Raw genomic sequence first — 17,968 nt, forward strand, 5'->3', positions numbered from 1 at the left:
CTGCTTGTGCACGCTTTAATTTGCTTTACGTCATTGGTTTTTCTTTTCCAAAATTTTATCGACCACTTTGGCAGCACTTTGATCAATTTCACGGATATCACGCTGCAATCCTGTTAATCCATGGCCTGTTTCGTTGATTTTTGTTTCTATATCGGTAACGAATTCATTAAGAAGATACCCGCTTGACTGTATATCCTCTACCTCGTCCGTCATATCCGTGATGGTCTGCAATAAGCTGTCTATCATTTTCTTGTCCAACGTGCCCCGCCTCCTCAACAAGTTTAAATTATCATGCCACTATACCCTTCACAAGTGCCATTGGAACGAATCCGGATCTGGGTATTTTTATCTAGGCTGACGGGCATCAACCATCTTGACATGATTACGCCGCATTCCTGTAAGCAAATCCCCGTCAATACAAGAATGGGTATTTTGTTCGTTTATGTCTTTCCCAATATTTTAACCAGGCTGACGTATGTGTTTTCGGAAAGTAACTTGCGGGACAGACAACTCGCCTTCCAATATTGTATAATAATTATGAAAGGAGTTTGATAAGGTGGAAAATAAACATAAATGCAAAATTGATGGTGTTCCGACTATTAATCAACACCCGGAATTACCCACCGGTTGTGAAGCAACATCTTTAGCCATGTTGCTCACCTGGGCAGGAAAAACGGTCAGTAAATTTGCAGTAGTCGAGAAGCTTTCAAAGGGTGAAAAAGTCAGGTTTGTGGACGGAACATGGTATGGGGCTAACCCCAACGACCAATTTGTTGGTGATCCATATACCGATGATGGTAGTTTTGGAGTTTTTGAAAAACCGATTCTGGAAACTATTGATCACTTTCTGCCAGGGAAAGGCGTTGACTTAACGGGGCAGGACTTTGAGGTACTACTGAACGTTGTACGCTCCGGGACACCAGTGATGGCCTGGACCACCATTAATCAGAATGAAACCTATCATAGTAAATCATGGCAAGATCCGGCTGGCAACACCATTGACTGGTACTGTAATGAACATGCGGTTGTTATTATTGGGATTGATGGTGACCATGTCATTGTGAATGATCCTTATACTGGAAAAGAAGAACATTATGATAGACATATATTCGAGCATAATTGGGCCTCCATGAAAAAACGTGCGGTTACGGTAGACGTAGACAAATCCGAATGATAGAAAATTGAAAAGAGGGGGATCTGTTACTTTCCCTCTTTCCACCACCTTTATTTACACGTATGTTATTCCATTTTCGCAAGCTGGTCCAAAAATTCCGCAGCATATCGTTTGCAATCTGCAATATCCTTATCATTTGGCTCCAGTTCAACTTTTAATTTTTCTTCATACATCGTACCGCCAATTTCCGGGATTCTTGCAGCAATGGTCTCAAGTGCAGCGCCATATGAATCATAAAACGAATCACATGAACCAAATACACCTACAAGCTTTCCAGTCAAATCAACACTATCCAGATCATCGTAAAAATCCTCTACTTCATATGGCAGATCATCATCCCATGTATAAGAGCCAATCAATATCCCATCATAATCGAGCAATTCCTGTACATCAATATCATCAAAGTCAAATGATTTACGTACCAGCTCATGACCAGCACCCTTTACATAATCACCGATCGCATCAGCCATTATTTCCGTGCTGCCTGTCATACTGGCATCCAACAAAATAATTTTTGCCATAATGTCATCCCCCACATCCTAAATTGTAGCTTAACTTTATTCTACTTGATAATGATAATTATTTTCAATTGATATACTTATTGGTTACTCAAAGGCGAAATTTTTATGGCAAAGCTGTGACAATAGACGCATTATGTTCTATCTAGTCAATTTTTTCTTTCACCGTACAAGATTCATGATCATAGCCTATCATGACAATAAAAATCAAAGGAGTTGTATACATTGTATTATGACATGAGACAGTTTCCTGGTTATGCCCCATATACACCGGTCTATCCAAACTGGCAACAGAAGAATTATCCCGAACAACGTGCAAAAATGAGTCCTTCCCAGACAATGGGACAGGAACAAAAAGGGCATACACATGCTCATACTGGAGCAACATCATGCAATGATAAACATACCCATTTACATCCCGGGGTAACAAGTACACCAATTGAAACAAAAGAAGGTCATGTCCACAAAATATGGGGAAATACAACGTTTGAGGATGGACATATTCATTATTATGAAGCATATACCAGTCCGCCAATATCCTTGCCAGACGGCTATCACACCCATTATGCCGAAATCAGAACAACCGAAAACGATGGGCATACCCATACGATTAAAGGATTTACCAGGCCATCGAAAAGCTGAATACAATCAAGGCAAATCTGAATTTATACAAACCCTATTTTCAATTTCAATGAAGGGCGATATAATAATTTATGTAAGGTGATTTTAATATACAACCTATCTGCATTCTTTGTAAAAGGAGCCATACCAAAATGAGAGTAAAAATGAATGTGCAAACCGCCTACCATGGTGATTTATTACGTGCAGGAAAAGAATATGATATCGATGAAGAAATAGCCAAGCGTTGGATAGCCAGTAAAATAGCGGAACCAGTGGATGATGAGGCATAAAAAAAGATTTTTCAAAAAAGGTGTCAAACCCTTTTGTAGGATATGACACCTTTTGTATGATTTATTCTTCCAGCCATTCATTTACCAAATCCTGATTATCCTCCACCCATTTGGCTGCACCTTCCTCGGGATCTTCAGCTTTATTTACCGTACTCATGAGATCACCAACCTGGTCATCATCCATTTTCCAATTTTTCAACCATTTGTCCACCTCGGGATAATCGTCTGCAAATTCGTGCCTTGTTGCATGGTGAATTTTCTCCGCATCGCCATAAACCTTCTTCGGATCATCCAAAAACTTCAAGTCCATTTCGGAAAATACGCGATGTGGACTCCAAAGCGGTGCAACAACCGCTTTTTTATCTTTTATCGCTTCACGAATAGTCGTAATCATCGCCGGTTCGGAACTTGGTACCAAATCAAAGTCAAGATCATATTCCTTCATCATATCCTCGGTTACTTCCATAGTTCCGGCGCCGGCATCAAATCCGGTAATTTCTCCTTCAAATTCATCTTTATGGGCATTTAAATCTTCAATACTGTTAATATCATCCATGTATTCCGGAACAACCAGTCCAACTTTTGCTGTATCATACCAGGTTTCATCCGAGAAATCGGCTTCATCCTTATACTGTTTCAAATAATTGGCATCCTGCACAGGCAGCCATACCTCTGGGCTAATGTCCAAATCCCCGCTTGCAAGAGCTGCCATTTGTGTACCCATGTCCAGCAATTTCAGATCCAAATCGTAACCTTTCTCTTCCAAAATCACTTTCCACATGTTGGTGACAGCAATATTTTCAGCCCAATTAATCTGTCCCATGACAATTGTTTTATCGCCAGCTGCTTTTTCACCTGAATCCTTTTTCTCTCCACTACTTGTACTTCCACATGCTGTTGTAAGCACTACTACTAGAATGAATAGAATAAACATATACAGTTTTTTAAAAGACATTAATTTACATTCTCCTCCCCATGTTATTTCAAATTATTTATTGTCTTCCCCCGGATTTTTCGGTAAAAATTCAAATATCTCCCCTGTTCGAATACTGGCTGTTAATCGCTCCAGCCAACGGTAATACACCTTTGATGATTCGAGCAGGTCGTAATCTGCTTTAGCCTCTTTTCGCAAGTCATTGGGAACGGTCTCATCTTCAAAAATCTCACGGATATCCACTTGGGCGTGATCGATGGCTTCCATATTCATATTCACTTCCCGCTCCCACATCTGACAATAGAAAGACATGAATGAACGGAAGAAATCTTTTTCTGCTACATATGTGTGCTTTCTGGATCCACGCTGAAATACTTTTTTCACCATGCCATTATCTTGAAGCTTGCGGACGCTTGTGCTCATGCTTGGCTTACTCATGCCCAGCTCTTGGCGCATTTCATCCAGATTCATCTGCTCCTTGAAATACATCATTGCATATAATTTCCCCGCAGATGGTGTCACGCCATAAAGATCCATCGTTTCAGATATTGCGCCAATCACCTGATCTTTAGCTTCATCAAGCTTGTTTCGAACTTCATCTTCTTGTGCATATGCCATTCGTTCACCTCCATTTCTTATTTAAAAATTAAATTTGTTAAATTATTTTTTTACAAAGTTAATAATACCGGATTAAAACGAATTGTCAAATCATCAAATAACATAAAACATGGTGAATAATATATAACCATTAGGGTTTGGCAAATTTAATATTTTTCACTTTTGACAAACTTAAAATCACATGATACATTACATTTGTTCAATCCATTAAATTTTTTTTAAATAAACTTAATGATGAGGAGGGATAATGTTGACCTTAAAACAACAATATATTGATGGGCAATGGATCGATTCCATCTCTGGTAATACAAGAGAAATTATCAATCCATTTAATCAAGAAGTTATCGCAGTAGCGGCTGAAGGGGATGTTGCTGATGCAAAAACAGCAATTGCCGCTGCCAGAAAAGCATTTGATCATGGGCCTTGGCCAACAACTCCAGCTACTAAACGAGGCAGAATCATTGGTAAAATCGCAGCGTTTATCGAGCGGGATAAAGAGGAATTAGCTGAACTCGAATCCCTTGATACAGGTAAAACCATCGAGGAGAGCCGTGGAGATATGGACGATATTGCCGGTGTTTTCCGTTATTATGCGGAAATGGCAGATAAAGATGGTGGAGAAATCATAAACTCTCCCATTCCAAATTCCGTTAGTAAAGTTGTCAAAGAACCAGTTGGTGTGTGTGGACAAATCACACCATGGAATTATCCCCTACTGCAAGCATCTTGGAAATTGGCCCCCGCACTTGCTGCCGGGAATACATTAGTGATCAAACCAAGTGAAATCACACCGCTTACCCATGTAAAAGTATTTGAATTAATCGAAGAAGCGGGCGTGCCGGCGGGTGTAGCCAATCTTGTTCTTGGCGCTGGAGATACGGTTGGGGCTGAACTTTCCAACAATGCGAATGTTGATCTTATTTCGTTTACCGGCGGGATTCAAACCGGGAAAAAGATCATGCAAGCGGCTAGTGTCAATGTAAAAAAACTAGCACTGGAACTTGGCGGTAAGAATCCTAATGTTATTTTTTCCGACGCCGATTTGGAAACAGCGGTTGATCAAGCAATGAATGCCGTCTTTTTCCACGCTGGGCAAATTTGTTCCGCGGGCACAAGATTAATTGTCGAGGAAAGCATTCACGATGATTTTGTTCAGAAATTGGTGGGACGCGTGAAAAACATCAAACTTGGTAATGGTTTTGATGAGTCAACGCAAATGGGACCGCTTATTTCCCAAGAACATTTAAATAAAGTGACGAGCTATGTAGAACAAGGCATCGCGGAAGGCGCAACAGTTGCAATCGGTGCCAAACGTCCGGAAGATCCGGAATTACAAAACGGCTTCTTCTATCTGCCTACCATTCTAACTAACTGTACAACCGAGATGAGCGTAGTACAGAATGAAGGATTTGGTCCTGTCATTACGGTAGAGAAGTTTACAACCGAAGATGAAGCTATCAATCTGGCAAACGACTCAATTTACGGACTTTCCGGCGGGGTGTGGACAAAGGATATCGCCAAGGCTGAGCGCTGTGTTGCCAAGATGCGTATGGGAACCGTTTGGATCAATGACTTTAACCTTTACTTTCCACATGCACCGTGGGGCGGTTTCAAACAATCCGGTATTGGTCGTGAACTTGGAAAACCAGGATTGGAAGAGTATCAGGAAACGAAACATATTTTCCATAACTTAAAACCGGAGCCGATCAATTGGTTTTAGTTTCTATTTACAATCTTCAAGGGGGCTTACAGATGAAACAAACTTACGATTATGTAATCATTGGTGGCGGTAGTGCGGGTTCTGTACTCGGCAACCGTTTAAGTGCAGATAAATCGCGCAGTGTTCTAATCCTGGAAGCTGGGCGCAGTGATTATCCATGGGATTTGTTTATTCAAATGCCAGCAGCTTTGATGTTCCCGTCAGGCAATCGTTTCTATGACTGGATCTACTCCTCTGACCCAGAGCCTTATATGGATGGACGCCAAGTTGCACATGCCCGGGGAAAGGTTCTGGGAGGGTCAAGTTCCATTAACGGTATGATTTACCAGCGTGGTAACCCGATGGACTACGAACGATGGGGATCTGCCCCAGGTATGGAAACTTGGGACTATGCGCATTGCCTGCCATATTTTAAGCGACTAGAAACAACTTATGGAGCGGATCCATCCGATGAATACCGCGGTCACCATGGCCCAATTAAATTAAAGCGCGGACCGGCCACGAATCCTTTATTTCAAGCTTTTTTTGATGCAGCTGTTGAGGCTGGTTATTCAAGAACACCCGATGTGAATGGTTTTCGTCAGGAAGGTTTCGGCCCATTCGACAGCCAGGTACATAACGGCAGACGAGTGTCAGCTTCACGCGCGTATTTGCGGCCTGTTATGCGACGTAAAAATCTTACAGTGGAAACGCGTGCTTTTGTTACCAATATCGACTTTAATGATACCCGAGCCAACGGTGTAACCTACCAAAAGAATGGGAAAACCTATCATGTTAACGCGGGCGAAGTTATCCTTTCCGGTGGTGCATTCAACACGCCACAGCTACTTCAGTTGTCTGGTGTAGGAGACGCTGATTATCTACGCTCGCTGGGCATTAAACCAATCGTTAACCTACCAGGTGTAGGCGAAAATCTCAGGGATCATCTTGAAGTATATATTCAGCACGCTTGTCCGCAGCCTGTTTCGGAACAACCTAGCCTAAATAAAGCAAAAATGCCTTGGATCGGCTTGCAATGGCTACTTGGACGTACTGGACCGGCGGCATCCAATCATTTTGAAGGTGGAGGTTTCGTCCGTTCGAATGAAGATGTTGATTACCCGAATTTGATGTTTCATTTTCTTCCGCTTGCCGTTCGATATGACGGGCAAAAAGCAGACACAAAGCATGGATTCCAGGTACACGTTGGACCAATGTACTCCAACTCCAAAGGTAGACTGAAGATCCGTTCGCGTGATCCTTTTCAACATCCTAGTATTGTATTTAACTATCTTTCTACTGAAGAGGATCGGCGTGAGTGGGTGGAAGCGGTACGAGTTTCACGGGAAATTCTTTCTCAGCCGGCGTTAGCGCCTTACAACTCGGGTGAAATTTCCCCCGGGCCTTCTGTTCAAACGGATGAGGAAATTCTGCAGTGGGTAGCGAATGACGCCGAAACGGCACTCCATCCATCATGTACGGCAAAAATGGGTTCCGCTTCAGATCCGCTGGCTGTTGTAGATCCGCTGACCATGAAAGTTCATGGCCTGGACAACGTACGGGTAGTTGATGCGTCAGCTATGCCTCACACTACAAACGGGAATATCCATGCACCAGTGTTGATGTTGGCAGAAAAGGCAGCGGACATCATCCTCGGAAATCAACCGTTGAAACCTTCCTATCTGGATTATTACCGTCATAGAGTACATTCAGAAGTCGCCGGCACAGTAGAGAGGTAAGTCAACGATGAGCTTGTTAGAAAATGAAGGAATGAAAATATTATTGTAACATTGCTGATGGCTGAACTACTGGAACAATTGGCTTCCATCCAGTAGTTCAGTCTTTAATTGTGTGGGTGGTGGGCATGGTTTGCGTTATGTTACTGGCTAATTCGGAGAAGAATTTAATACATGCCTGAAAATAATGAAGTGGAACTCCTTGATTAACAGCTGCTTTTCCCTTCCTATTAGCTTATTTACATGACCAGATAACTAATTTTTCTCTTTAACCTCCGCCCTTGCTTTAAAAACGGTTCGCTGATCTTTTTCATTCACCCCTTCTATGTATACCTGATTCGCACCTTCAGATGTATCTTTATATAAAACAATCCTATTGCCTGGCATTGCCTCATTCATGAAATGGACCTCAATCGTTTTCACATCGAACTTCTCATGTTCTTCCATATCAAAGCAATCCATGATATAGTCAACATATTTGGAATTGTTCAAATGACCATTGAAGTCAATATCACTATAACCAATTACCTTTTTATAGGAAGTTTTAAGCTCGCCGGAATGCTTTAACTTACCCAATTTGCAATCGATTGCCCGTTGTGTAATAATTTCCGGATAGGTAAAACCGATAACTTCTGTTCTTTTTAACTTTCGCTGTTGAATATCCATAATCACCCATGCTGAAACTGCTCGTACGATAATATTTCCTTCACGATCCCTAACAATATAGTCCCGTTCAAATTCCAATTTTTTCGGTTCTAACGGCCAAGTTTCGATCGTAATTTCCTCGTCCAAAACCGGGTTTCGAATCATATCGACACGAATTCGCATTAGTATCCATGCAACTCCATATTTTTGTTCCAATGTATGAATGCCAAATCCAAGATTAATTGAAGCAAGGCTGGCAACATCCTGAAAATAGCTAAACAACGTACTAAGCTTTAGTTGCTTTTTAAAATCAACATCCCGTAAATCGACATGATAATTCTCTTTGAACACTGTGACAGCTTCCATTTTATTTCTCTCCCTATAATAAGTCTTGTCTATATGATAGCAAATGTTATGTGATTTGTAGTAAATATGAATCCATTCAGTCGAAGCAAACTGAAGCCAATTAATTACAAGCGATCGGCTGTTTGATGAAATAAACAAGTTTTTTAAACTAAAGTTATTATAACATTACGTCATTTAGAAAATAAAAATTTTGCTATGATACATTTCGGTGGGTGATTTGTGGTAAAGTAGTGGTAAATAACTTTAAGAAAGAAGGTGATGCCTCATGACAACTAACAGAGAGCCCAATAGATTAATCGCAGAAAAGTCACCCTATCTATTACAACATGCGTATAACCCTGTAAATTGGTTTGCGTGGAGTGACGAAGCATTTGCAAAAGCGAAACGAGAAGGTAAACCCATCTTCTTATCTATTGGGTATAGCTAGTTGGTGGTCCTAATGCACATGTCATTGGTGTCACGTCATGGCGCACGAATCCTTTGAAGATGAGGAAGTTGCCCGCTTATTAAACGACCATTATATTGCCATCAAAGTTGACCGGGAAGAGCGCCCGGATGTGGATGCCGTTTATATGAAAGTATGCCAAATGATGACGGGACAAGGTGGCTGGCCGCTTACGATTTTTATGACACCGGACAAAATCCCATTCTACGCTGGAACCTATTTTCCAAAAAAAAGTAAACATGGGATGCCCGGACTAACGGACGCACTCACCCAGCTTTATAAAAAATATACAAGTGATCCTAACCATATCCATGAGGTAATCAAAAGCGTAACAGATGCATTAGCACAAACTGTCGCAACCAAAAGCAACAATCGGCTGACATTGAATAGTGTCAAGGAAGCGGTCAATCAACTTGGTAAGCTTTTTGATCCGGAGTACGGCGGATTTGGTTCGGCACCGAAATTTCCCGCTCCACAGAACTTATTATTTCTATTAAGAAAATATCACTTCGATGATGACACCACTGCCTTGGAAATGGTGGAGAAAACATTACACGCCATGGCAGACGGGGGAATTTACGACCATGTTGGGTTTGGTTTTGCCCGTTATTCGACCGACAGAGCTTGGCTGGTTCCCCATTTTGAAAAGATGTTGTATGATAATGCTTTATTATTAATGGCTTTTACCGAATGCTATCAGATTACGGATGACCCTTTTTATAGGCAGGTAGCTGAGCAAATCATTACGTTTGTTATGCGGGAAATGACCAGTTCTGAGGGGGCATTCTATTCGGCAATCGACGCTGATTCGGAGGGTGAAGAAGGAAAATATTATGTGTGGGATTATGAAGAAGTATTCGAAATCCTTGGTGAAGAACTGGGTGATTTATATGCGACCATCTACAATTTGACACCGTATGGAAATTTTGAAGGAAAAAATATTCCAAATCTAATTCATACTAATAGTTCCAGTTTTGCTGATGAATTTGGACTAACCCCAACGACTTTACAAGAAGAATTGGAAAAGGCACGGAAAGCATTATTACAATCCCGGGAAAAACGAGTTTACCCACATGTTGACGATAAAATTTTAACATCATGGAATGCACTCATGATTGCTGCCTTGGCGAAAGCGGGAAAGGTTTTCAAGCAGGAAAAGTACCTTGCTGCTGCAGAAAAAGCATTACGTTTTATCGAGTCCAATCTTTTTCGTGATAATCGTTTAATGGCACGCTATCGGGATGAAGAAGTAAGATATCTTGCCTACATTGATGATTACGCCTTTTTGCTATGGGCTTACTTGGAGCAGTATGATGCAACATTTTCATTGGATGCCTTGAAAAAAGCCAAAGCGCTTGCCAATGAAATGATTGACCTATTTTGGGACCATAAAAATGGTGGTTTTTTCTTTAACGGTCATGACAGTGAAGAACTAATTTCGAGGGAAAAGGAAATTTACGATGGAGCACTCCCATCAGGCAATAGTGTCGCAGCAGTCATGCTTGTTCGTTTAGCATCCTTAACCGGAGAAATGGAATATCAAGAAAAGACAGAGGAAATGTATGCTATCTTTTTTAACGATATCAACCATTATGCACCAGGTAGTACCTTTTTCTTGCAAAGTCTTCTGTTAACGGAACAACCAACAAAAGAAGTAGTTGTGGTTGGTAAAGGGAATGATCCAGCTAGGCAGGAACTGTTAACTGAGCTGCATGGCCAGTTTTTACCGGATATCAGTGTACTTGTCGGTGAATCCGCAGAAGAGTTATCTTCCGTTGCTCCATTTGCCGCTGCGTATAAAAAAATTGATAATCAGACAACAATTTATGTATGTGAAAATTTCGCCTGTCAACAGCCAACAACAGACATCGAAAAAGCCCTAAAGATGATATATGGACGGGGGTAGGATTTCTCTGCCCCCAATAAACTCTATTTTGATGATTCAGCTGTCATTTGTTTAGGTACCTGGCACCTGTACAGTTTTGAATATTCACATTAGTGCGGGTGCCCGGCACTGTTACAATTTCCTTACATGAGAAGGACTATTCCATCCGCGGGTCGAATAGTATATTTAATCACATTTGAAGGAGGGTTTTATACATGGCAAAAAAGATTTTGATACTTGCAGGTGATGCAGTAGAGGCATTGGAAATTTACTATCCATATTTCCGTTGTCTGGAGGAAGGGTATGAACCGACAATTGCAGCTGCCAGTAAAAAGCAATTGCATACGGTTGTACATGATTTTATCGGCTGGGAAACATATACCGAAAAAGAAGGCTACCTAATTGAAGCGAGTGCTACCTTTGCAGATATTAATCCAGCAGACTATGATGGACTGATTATACCGGGAGGACGAGCACCAGAACATATCCGATTGAATGAACATGTTCCCGGAATTGTTAGCCACTTTTTTGAAACCAACAAACCGATAGCGGCTGTCTGCCATGCCAGCATGGTTCTAACCACTGTTAAGGAATATCTGAAAGGAAGAGAAATGACAGCCTATATTGCTTGCAAACCGGAAGTTGAAGCGGCTGGTGGCAGTTATGTTGAGAAGCCATTGCATACGGATGGAAACCTTGTCTCCGGTCATGCCTGGCCTGATCTCCCCGGATTGATGAAGGAGTTTGTTAAACAAGTGAATCAGGCGAACGTTGAAGTATAAATTTCTCAAAAAAAGGAAAGAGGCGTTCCTAATCTGGACGCCTCTTTCTTTTTTATTCCGCGCTTTTATTGGCTATTACCAAGTTTTGGTGAGACATGGGAAGAATCGTCCACGCGCCCCACTTCTCCAATGCGATCCCATTTAAATACATTTTCCAGTATCAAGGCCAGGATAATTCCTACCAGAAGTCCACTGCTAATTACTGGCCGGATAAAGTCTGGCAGGGAGTCAAAATAGGATAATGGCAGTGTCATAATAATAATTCCGACAAATAGCGGGATTGCTGAGCGGTAGACATTAAGTGTATTGAACTTAACTTGTTTGAAAAAATCCCATGACGAGTTTAACAACTGCAAATATGAAACAAATAATACAGCACTCCCAATACTCAATGGCAATAATGAAAAAAAGTGTCCGATTGGAGGAATAATCCCCATCACAAAGAACATGAAACCACCGAGAATAAATGGCAATCGTTTAGTAACTCCGGTTTGGCTCAAGAACCCGATAGACGACACATATGGAGCGTATGGGACAAGTCCAAGCACACCAGCAATGCCTGTAAAAATACCGGTAATCGTAAACGAGCGGCGATATTGCCCTTTTGTTGTTTCCTCACCATACATGCTGTCGGTTCCTTTAAGTGCTCCAAATGTATTAGCGGTATTTAATAGCCCGGCGATAACCGCAGTAATGATCACACCCACATCGAATGCAGGCTTTCCGAGCGGGAATAGTTCAATTCCGGCTGACCCTGATTGTTCAACTGTATTTTGTTGGCCAAATGTTAGATTATATACAATCCAGCCAACGATGATCCCAATTAGTAGTGCATAGCGTCTAACAGATGGCGATGCTTTAATACTGATGATCGTTACAATAATCGCAATAATAATAGATAATAGCGAGATGGACAAATCAATGGTTGCCGAATCCGCATCATTACCGAATGGGATTCCCAGCATTCCTTTTAAAAATATCCCGATTAATTTTACACCGAATAAAAACATAAACACGCCCATAACACCCGGGTTAAATAACTTGGCAAGATATGGTCCGAGTCCTGTAATGCCAATGATAATAGTCAGAATTCCGGAGATGATTACACCAACTGTCAGACTGCCACCCAAGACAGGTAAAGGCATTCCTTGGGCAACTGCGGTGGAACAAAGTGTCAAAATCACCCCCCACCAAAGTCCTGAATTCCCTTCCATAATTGCACGTTTATGACCAAATAAACCTTGAACTATACATGCGATTCCTGTTATGACAAATGATAGTTGCAGCAGACCAGCCGTTTTTTCTTGTGGGAGTTCAAATGCCGCCCCAACCGTAATTGGTATGACAACAATATTGGTAAAAATAAAAAAGAGCCACTGTAAGCCCGATAACCAATTGCTAGATTTTAATAGTCCGTCCATGACCTCCACCGACCTTTTCATATTCGGAAAATGATTTTGTTCCTAATGATCTTCATTGTTTGTAACATCAATGGTTCTCGCAAACGTTTTTTTCCAACGTATGGCCTTTATTCCTAATAATATACCAATTAACGTATCTGTTCCGGAAGTATGACCTATTTGCCGCATGATTTCCATTGCATTTATAAGCTTATTTACATCTGATTGTACAAGCCTTTTACATAAATAAATCAGATGGGAGTGGAATTGGTTTTCAGCTGCATAAAACAAGTATTCCAGACTAATCTTTGTTGTCTTTTGTTTTCCATGTTCCACCAAAAAATGTTTTAATTTACGACTGAAAATACTATCTGACTGATTAAAAATGTGTAGCCCCGCACATATACCAGTTATCATATCATCTCCGCTTGGAGTCAGACCTGGTCCTCTGCCAATCCAATAATGAAAGACCGTATCTGCATTAATTAAATGATCGTCACCGGCAAGCCGTAATAAATCATGCATTGGCTGTAACGTTGACTCCTTTACATTGGGGACTTTCGGGAATAGAAAATTGGTAAATATCTTCTTTATTGCTTTATGGTCACTTACAATACCTGTTTGCCATTCCTGTTCAAATAATTTTTGTGCTGCAAACGCTACATTTCTATCTAGTACTACCTGATTAAGTTGGTTTATGATCAGCGAGTTGTGAATAACTTTAGCAGATTCAAGCAAAAGACTCTGATCCGCGAAAACAATGCTATTAAGATTTTGATCCCATCTTACCACCTGGCCTTGGCTAATACGACGAGTCAACCTTTGCAACCTTTGCAAATCCACACCAATACCAAATGGTGCGATGCCATGCTTCATCGGGCCGATATGGATCAATTGGTCTGCAAAAATCAAATTAAAACTTGTTGCAAATACACTATGAACCTTTCCCGCCACTTTGTATTCAAGAATATCATAAATTCCGGAACTTAGCATACATGCTTTTAATCTCTTTACAGATACGATAGATTGATTTTTTTTCATACAAGTTCACACCTTTAATCATAGTATAGTGAAACGCAAAATCTGCGTCATTAGCTACAACAGATAAAATGCGAGTAGCTTTTTGTTTACTTTTAACTATATTAACGATATAGTATAATTAGTTTGATGTTTTAAAAAACTTTTATTTGGAGGATAAAATGAAAGCGCTTAATGACCTGTTTATTTTGGAAGGGATGAAAGATAGCACCGTTTTGGCGGGACATCGGGGGCTTACCAGGCATGTGCAGTTTGTTAATATTTCCGATACTCCTGACGTTATTCAATTTTTGGACAAAAATCACTTGCTGCTGACAACCGCGTATCCGTTTAAAGATAACCCTCAAAAATTGTGTGAGTTAATTAAACAAATGCACGCCCTAAATTGTTCTGGTATGGTAATGAAAGTTAAACGATTTTTAAAGGAACTGCCTGATGAAGTAAAACTCTTGGCTGATAATCTATCATTCCCTCTTATTGATTTGCCGTTGCAATATACACTTGGTGATGTTTCACGACATATATTAAACTTTTTAAACAATCATGAAGCAGAACAACTTTACTATGCACTTCATATTCAAAGAGAATTTTCCGACATGATGTTTAGAGAATATAATCTGCAGGCACTAATTGGCCAGCTTGGACATTTTTTGGAACGTCCGGTTATTTTATTAAACCACCGAGGCGATTTCATATCCCACAGCTATGATTTTCAAAAGGATTCGATGAAGATCGCCGAAAAAGAAATTATTCAGACTGTTAAACAGGATATTGATAATATACGTGAAGGGGCTACATTTACAACCTCTGTTTTGGCAGAGCAATCTGTAACTTCTTTTCCGGTACAAACAAAACGGAAATACCCAAGCATGCTGATCATTATTGATTATACGACACTACCTTATCCATCTTCACAAATAGCAATCGAACAAGCAGGTAACGTTCTTTCGTTTACGATGATCAAGGAACAGGCAATAAATGAGAATTCCCGATTATTAAAAAACAATTTTTTTGCCGACTTGATTGAAGAGAAAATTCAGTCAGAGAAAGAAATTATTAGCAGAGCCAACTATTATGGGTTAAAAACTGACATGGAAAGTATTTGCATTGTATGTGCAATTGATACGGAAGGAGAAAATTACGAAACATTGCGCCCTAATAAAAAAAACATTGCAGAACTCCATAACAGCATCTATGATCAGCTGGAGGATGAATTAATGAACGCCAACTTAAACGCAACTATTTTTACCAGAGGGAAATTCTTTGTTATGTTGCTTCAATTTCCCGAATACACGGAGTCCGTAATGAATAGAATCAAAGATTTCATCGAGGTTGCCCGGGACAACATACAAGAGGAATTCTCCATTTCATTCGGGATCAGCAATCAAATCCAGCGACTAAATGACATTCCTGTAGCCTATCAAGAAGCTGTTGAAGCCATTAAAAATGGATATTTGTTAAAAAAGAAAGGATTTATCAATTTTTACAAAACCAAAGAGGTAAAAGAGTTATTAAACATCATTCCTCGCAAAGATTTACAAGCACTTTATGAGAACACGTTTAAAATGCTTGCATATCCAAATACAAAAGACGACCAGGAGCTGGTAAAGACAATAGAGGTTTACTTGGATTGCCAATGTGAAATATCAGAGACATCCCGAAAACTATTTGTTCACCGTAACACGGTAAAATACCGGATTAAAAAAGCTGAGGAACTCCTTAATTGTTCTTTCCAGGATCCGGATGACTCCTTGCGTATACGTGTTTCTTTAATCATCGGAACCATTCTTAAAGAAGATAAATAACCACTTTTACTACACTTATTACCTCAAGAACCGCATGAAAACTGATCAAAGGTTTTCATGCGGTTTCCAGGTACTACAAATGTTCAACCCAAAGCTTAATAGGATCTTCTATTTTTTCGGTTACTGGCATACAAATCATGGAATCCTTTAGTTTCTTAAGATCTTGATCAGTCATTACTTCAGATTGCGGGAACCCTTTATGCACTGCATCAGCAAGCGAGGAACAATAATATATCTCTCTAATACCGGTAAAATACATTGCTGTAAGGCACATCGCACATGGCTCACCGCTGGCATACATGATGAAATCTGACAGATCGTTTGTCTTTTGCTCACGCTGTACTTTACGGATAGCACTAAGTTCTGCATGACCCGTGATATCAAATGTCTTGTGCAGTGTATTCACACCTTCTGCAATAACTTTATTATTTTGCACAAGTACCGCGCCAAACGGTTGTCCACCATCTCGAACATTTTCCAAGGCTAATTGGACAGCTCTTTCCATAAAAATTTTCATCATAACCTCCATGGACTAAAACTAATATTTTTAAGAATTAACAACTGAAGCGGCTTCTTTAGATGTTCTTTCTAACCTATTATTTACTTGTTCATTTTTCGCATTGTTATCAGTAGGTCCATTGAACCACCAGTTTAAAATAAAGCAAGCGATTGCCCCCATGGCCGGTCCGGTTTCCAAAATCATGCTTATCGTCTCTGGAAATTGTGCAAAGGCTTTTGCAGCACCATCCACTGCAATTCCGATTCCGACACCAACCCCAACAATCAATTGATTGGATGTCTTGGACAAATCATCTTTTGCCATCATTTGCAATGATGCGGAAATAAGCATGCCAAACATTGGTATCATTGCACCGCCTAGTACCGCCGATGGAATCATTGTAGTAATCGCTGCTACTTTGGGCACCAAACCAATGATAACTAAAATCAGACCTCCTGCTGCGACCACGTATCTGCTTGTAACCTTTGTAAGTAAAACCAGTCCGACATTTTGCGAGAAGGTGGAGTGATTAAAGGAATTAAAAATACCACTAATGATCGTACCGATACCTTCTGCCCTAAGGCCAATTTTTACATCATGTCCGTCAATTTTCTTGTTTGAAACTTCACCAAGGGCAAAAAATACACCGGTGCTTTCCACCATGATGATAATTGCAATCAATGTCATTGTGATAATCGCCGATAGATGGAAAGTGGGGAGTCCAAAGAAAAAGGGCTGAATAGCATTAACCCATGAAGCCTCTCCGAAAACAGAGATGTCCACCATTCCAAGGAAATAGGCAAAAACCGTTCCAATGAATAAAGACAGCAATATTGCGATGGACTTGATAAATCCTTTACAAAAATGATTAATCAGCAGAAAACTAATAAAGGTAAACAAGGCGGTACCAATATTTTTAAAACTTCCAAAGTCAGCTGCTCCAGCTCCACCGGCAGCATTTTCCATTGCAACAGGCATCAATGTTATACCGATGATTAATACAACTGATCCTGTAACAATTGGCGGAAAATAACGTACAAGTTTTTGGGCAAATTGCGATAGTATAGTCACGATGATACCCGAAGCAATAACTGCACCCAATATCCCCGTTATACTATATACTTTGCCAATTGATATTGCTGGACCAACGACAATAAACGAAATAGCCATCAACGCCGGTAGCTTGACTCCAACATGCCGGCCAAATCCAAGTGCCTGGATAAGAGTGGCAATACCGCATGTGAACAGATCAAACGATATCAAGTAGACTAGTTGATCCTGCGTAAGGCCAATGGCTGAACCAATAAGAATTGGCACTACTACCGCACCGCCATACATGACGGCAACATGTTGAAAACCTAATACAGCTGATTTTCCAAAGCCTAGTTTTTCATTAACATCGCTCATTATTAACGCTCCTCATTGTTTAGAGTAAAACTTCATTTCCAAAAGAGATATCTCACAGATCATCCGAATTGCTTGTCCTATTGTGAGCAAGCTATTTTCTATGTTT

Annotated in this window: 18 protein-coding genes; 9 read left to right on the plus strand and 9 right to left on the minus strand. The window is 40.4% G+C overall.

Going from position 1 to position 17,968, the window contains the following annotated elements; genetic code table 11:
- Nucleotides 1–30 precede the first annotated feature (30 nt).
- Nucleotides 31–258 carry a hypothetical protein gene (locus ABRT01_RS07580; protein WP_269411780.1) on the minus strand — a complete coding sequence of 76 codons (228 nt, stop codon included), beginning with the start codon at nucleotides 256–258 and terminating at the stop codon, nucleotides 31–33.
- Between the two features lie 298 nt (nucleotides 259–556).
- On the opposite strand from ABRT01_RS07580, the gene ABRT01_RS07585 reads away from it, so the two are divergent.
- The gene (locus tag ABRT01_RS07585) at nucleotides 557–1,174 is read left to right on the plus strand and encodes a C39 family peptidase (protein WP_269411779.1); all 618 of its coding nucleotides are present in this window, start codon (nucleotides 557–559) and stop codon (nucleotides 1,172–1,174) included.
- 65 nt (nucleotides 1,175–1,239) lie between these two features.
- On the opposite strand, the gene ABRT01_RS07590 is transcribed toward ABRT01_RS07585, so the two are convergent.
- A complete protein-coding gene (locus tag ABRT01_RS07590; RefSeq protein ID WP_269411778.1) occupies nucleotides 1,240–1,695 on the minus strand; it encodes a flavodoxin domain-containing protein in 456 nt (151 codons plus the stop codon).
- Nucleotides 1,696–1,917: 222 nt separating this feature from the next.
- Here ABRT01_RS07590 and ABRT01_RS07595 point away from each other — a divergent pair, with 222 nt between their 5' ends.
- Nucleotides 1,918–2,334: a YmaF family protein gene (locus ABRT01_RS07595; protein WP_269411777.1), complete on the plus strand. Its 417-nt coding sequence runs from the start codon at nucleotides 1,918–1,920 to the stop codon at nucleotides 2,332–2,334.
- 131 nt (nucleotides 2,335–2,465) lie between these two features.
- A complete protein-coding gene (locus tag ABRT01_RS07600) occupies nucleotides 2,466–2,603 on the plus strand; it encodes a hypothetical protein (protein ID WP_269411776.1) in 138 nt (45 codons plus the stop codon).
- A 61-nt stretch (nucleotides 2,604–2,664) separates the two neighbouring features.
- On the opposite strand, the gene ABRT01_RS07605 is transcribed toward ABRT01_RS07600, so the two are convergent.
- Both ABRT01_RS07605 and cudC read right to left on the minus strand, forming a co-directional pair.
- Nucleotides 2,665–3,558 carry a glycine betaine ABC transporter substrate-binding protein gene (locus ABRT01_RS07605; RefSeq protein WP_269411775.1) on the minus strand — a complete coding sequence of 298 codons (894 nt, stop codon included), beginning with the start codon at nucleotides 3,556–3,558 and terminating at the stop codon, nucleotides 2,665–2,667.
- Nucleotides 3,559–3,591: 33 nt separating this feature from the next.
- Nucleotides 3,592–4,155, minus strand: coding sequence for a choline uptake/conversion transcriptional regulator CudC (gene cudC, locus ABRT01_RS07610; protein ID WP_269411774.1), 564 nt, complete (start codon nucleotides 4,153–4,155; stop codon nucleotides 3,592–3,594).
- 250 nt (nucleotides 4,156–4,405) lie between these two features.
- Between cudC and betB the strand changes: the two genes are divergently transcribed.
- Together betB and betA are read left to right on the plus strand one after the other, a co-directional pair.
- A complete protein-coding gene (gene betB / locus ABRT01_RS07615) occupies nucleotides 4,406–5,875 on the plus strand; it encodes a betaine-aldehyde dehydrogenase (RefSeq protein ID WP_269412492.1) in 1,470 nt (489 codons plus the stop codon).
- Nucleotides 5,876–5,907: 32 nt separating this feature from the next.
- Nucleotides 5,908–7,593: a choline dehydrogenase gene (betA, locus tag ABRT01_RS07620; RefSeq protein WP_269411773.1), complete on the plus strand. Its 1,686-nt coding sequence runs from the start codon at nucleotides 5,908–5,910 to the stop codon at nucleotides 7,591–7,593.
- Between the two features lie 252 nt (nucleotides 7,594–7,845).
- Here the strand turns inward: betA and ABRT01_RS07625 are convergent, their stop codons facing one another.
- On the minus strand, nucleotides 7,846–8,601 hold the full coding sequence (locus ABRT01_RS07625) for an acyl-[acyl-carrier-protein] thioesterase (protein WP_269411772.1): 756 nt from the start codon (nucleotides 8,599–8,601) through the stop codon (nucleotides 7,846–7,848).
- 265 nt (nucleotides 8,602–8,866) lie between these two features.
- Here ABRT01_RS07625 and ABRT01_RS07630 point away from each other — a divergent pair, with 265 nt between their 5' ends.
- From ABRT01_RS07630 to ABRT01_RS07640, 3 genes are all read left to right on the plus strand, one after another.
- Nucleotides 8,867–9,028, plus strand: coding sequence for a DUF255 domain-containing protein (locus ABRT01_RS07630; protein ID WP_367746733.1), 162 nt, complete (start codon nucleotides 8,867–8,869; stop codon nucleotides 9,026–9,028).
- A gap of 37 nt (nucleotides 9,029–9,065) precedes the next feature.
- Nucleotides 9,066–10,952 carry a thioredoxin domain-containing protein gene (locus tag ABRT01_RS07635; protein WP_367746734.1) on the plus strand — a complete coding sequence of 629 codons (1,887 nt, stop codon included), beginning with the start codon at nucleotides 9,066–9,068 and terminating at the stop codon, nucleotides 10,950–10,952.
- A gap of 194 nt (nucleotides 10,953–11,146) precedes the next feature.
- Nucleotides 11,147–11,713 (plus strand): DJ-1/PfpI family protein, encoded by a 567-nt coding sequence (locus tag ABRT01_RS07640; protein WP_269411771.1) that lies wholly within the window; start codon nucleotides 11,147–11,149, stop codon nucleotides 11,711–11,713.
- A gap of 65 nt (nucleotides 11,714–11,778) precedes the next feature.
- Here ABRT01_RS07640 and ABRT01_RS07645 read toward each other — a convergent pair whose 3' ends face one another.
- Entirely contained in the window at nucleotides 11,779–13,134 is a 1,356-nt protein-coding gene (locus ABRT01_RS07645; RefSeq protein ID WP_269411770.1) for a uracil/xanthine transporter, read from the minus strand.
- Nucleotides 13,135–13,176: 42 nt separating this feature from the next.
- Complete coding sequence (locus ABRT01_RS07650) at nucleotides 13,177–14,154, minus strand: oxamate carbamoyltransferase subunit AllH family protein (RefSeq protein ID WP_269411769.1); 978 nt, start codon at nucleotides 14,152–14,154, stop codon at nucleotides 13,177–13,179.
- Between the two features lie 158 nt (nucleotides 14,155–14,312).
- On the opposite strand from ABRT01_RS07650, the gene ABRT01_RS07655 reads away from it, so the two are divergent.
- On the plus strand, nucleotides 14,313–15,956 hold the full coding sequence (locus ABRT01_RS07655; protein ID WP_269411768.1) for a PucR family transcriptional regulator: 1,644 nt from the start codon (nucleotides 14,313–14,315) through the stop codon (nucleotides 15,954–15,956).
- A gap of 73 nt (nucleotides 15,957–16,029) precedes the next feature.
- Here ABRT01_RS07655 and ABRT01_RS07660 read toward each other — a convergent pair whose 3' ends face one another.
- Complete coding sequence (locus ABRT01_RS07660; protein WP_367746735.1) at nucleotides 16,030–16,473, minus strand: nucleoside deaminase; 444 nt, start codon at nucleotides 16,471–16,473, stop codon at nucleotides 16,030–16,032.
- A gap of 30 nt (nucleotides 16,474–16,503) precedes the next feature.
- The gene (locus ABRT01_RS07665) at nucleotides 16,504–17,862 is read right to left on the minus strand and encodes a nucleobase:cation symporter-2 family protein (RefSeq protein ID WP_269411766.1); all 1,359 of its coding nucleotides are present in this window, start codon (nucleotides 17,860–17,862) and stop codon (nucleotides 16,504–16,506) included.
- Nucleotides 17,863–17,968: the final 106 nt, after the last annotated feature.

The organism is Lentibacillus sp. L22, from assembly GCF_040812445.1.
Classification (GTDB): Bacteria; Bacillota; Bacilli; order Bacillales; family Amphibacillaceae; genus Lentibacillus_C; species Lentibacillus_C daqui.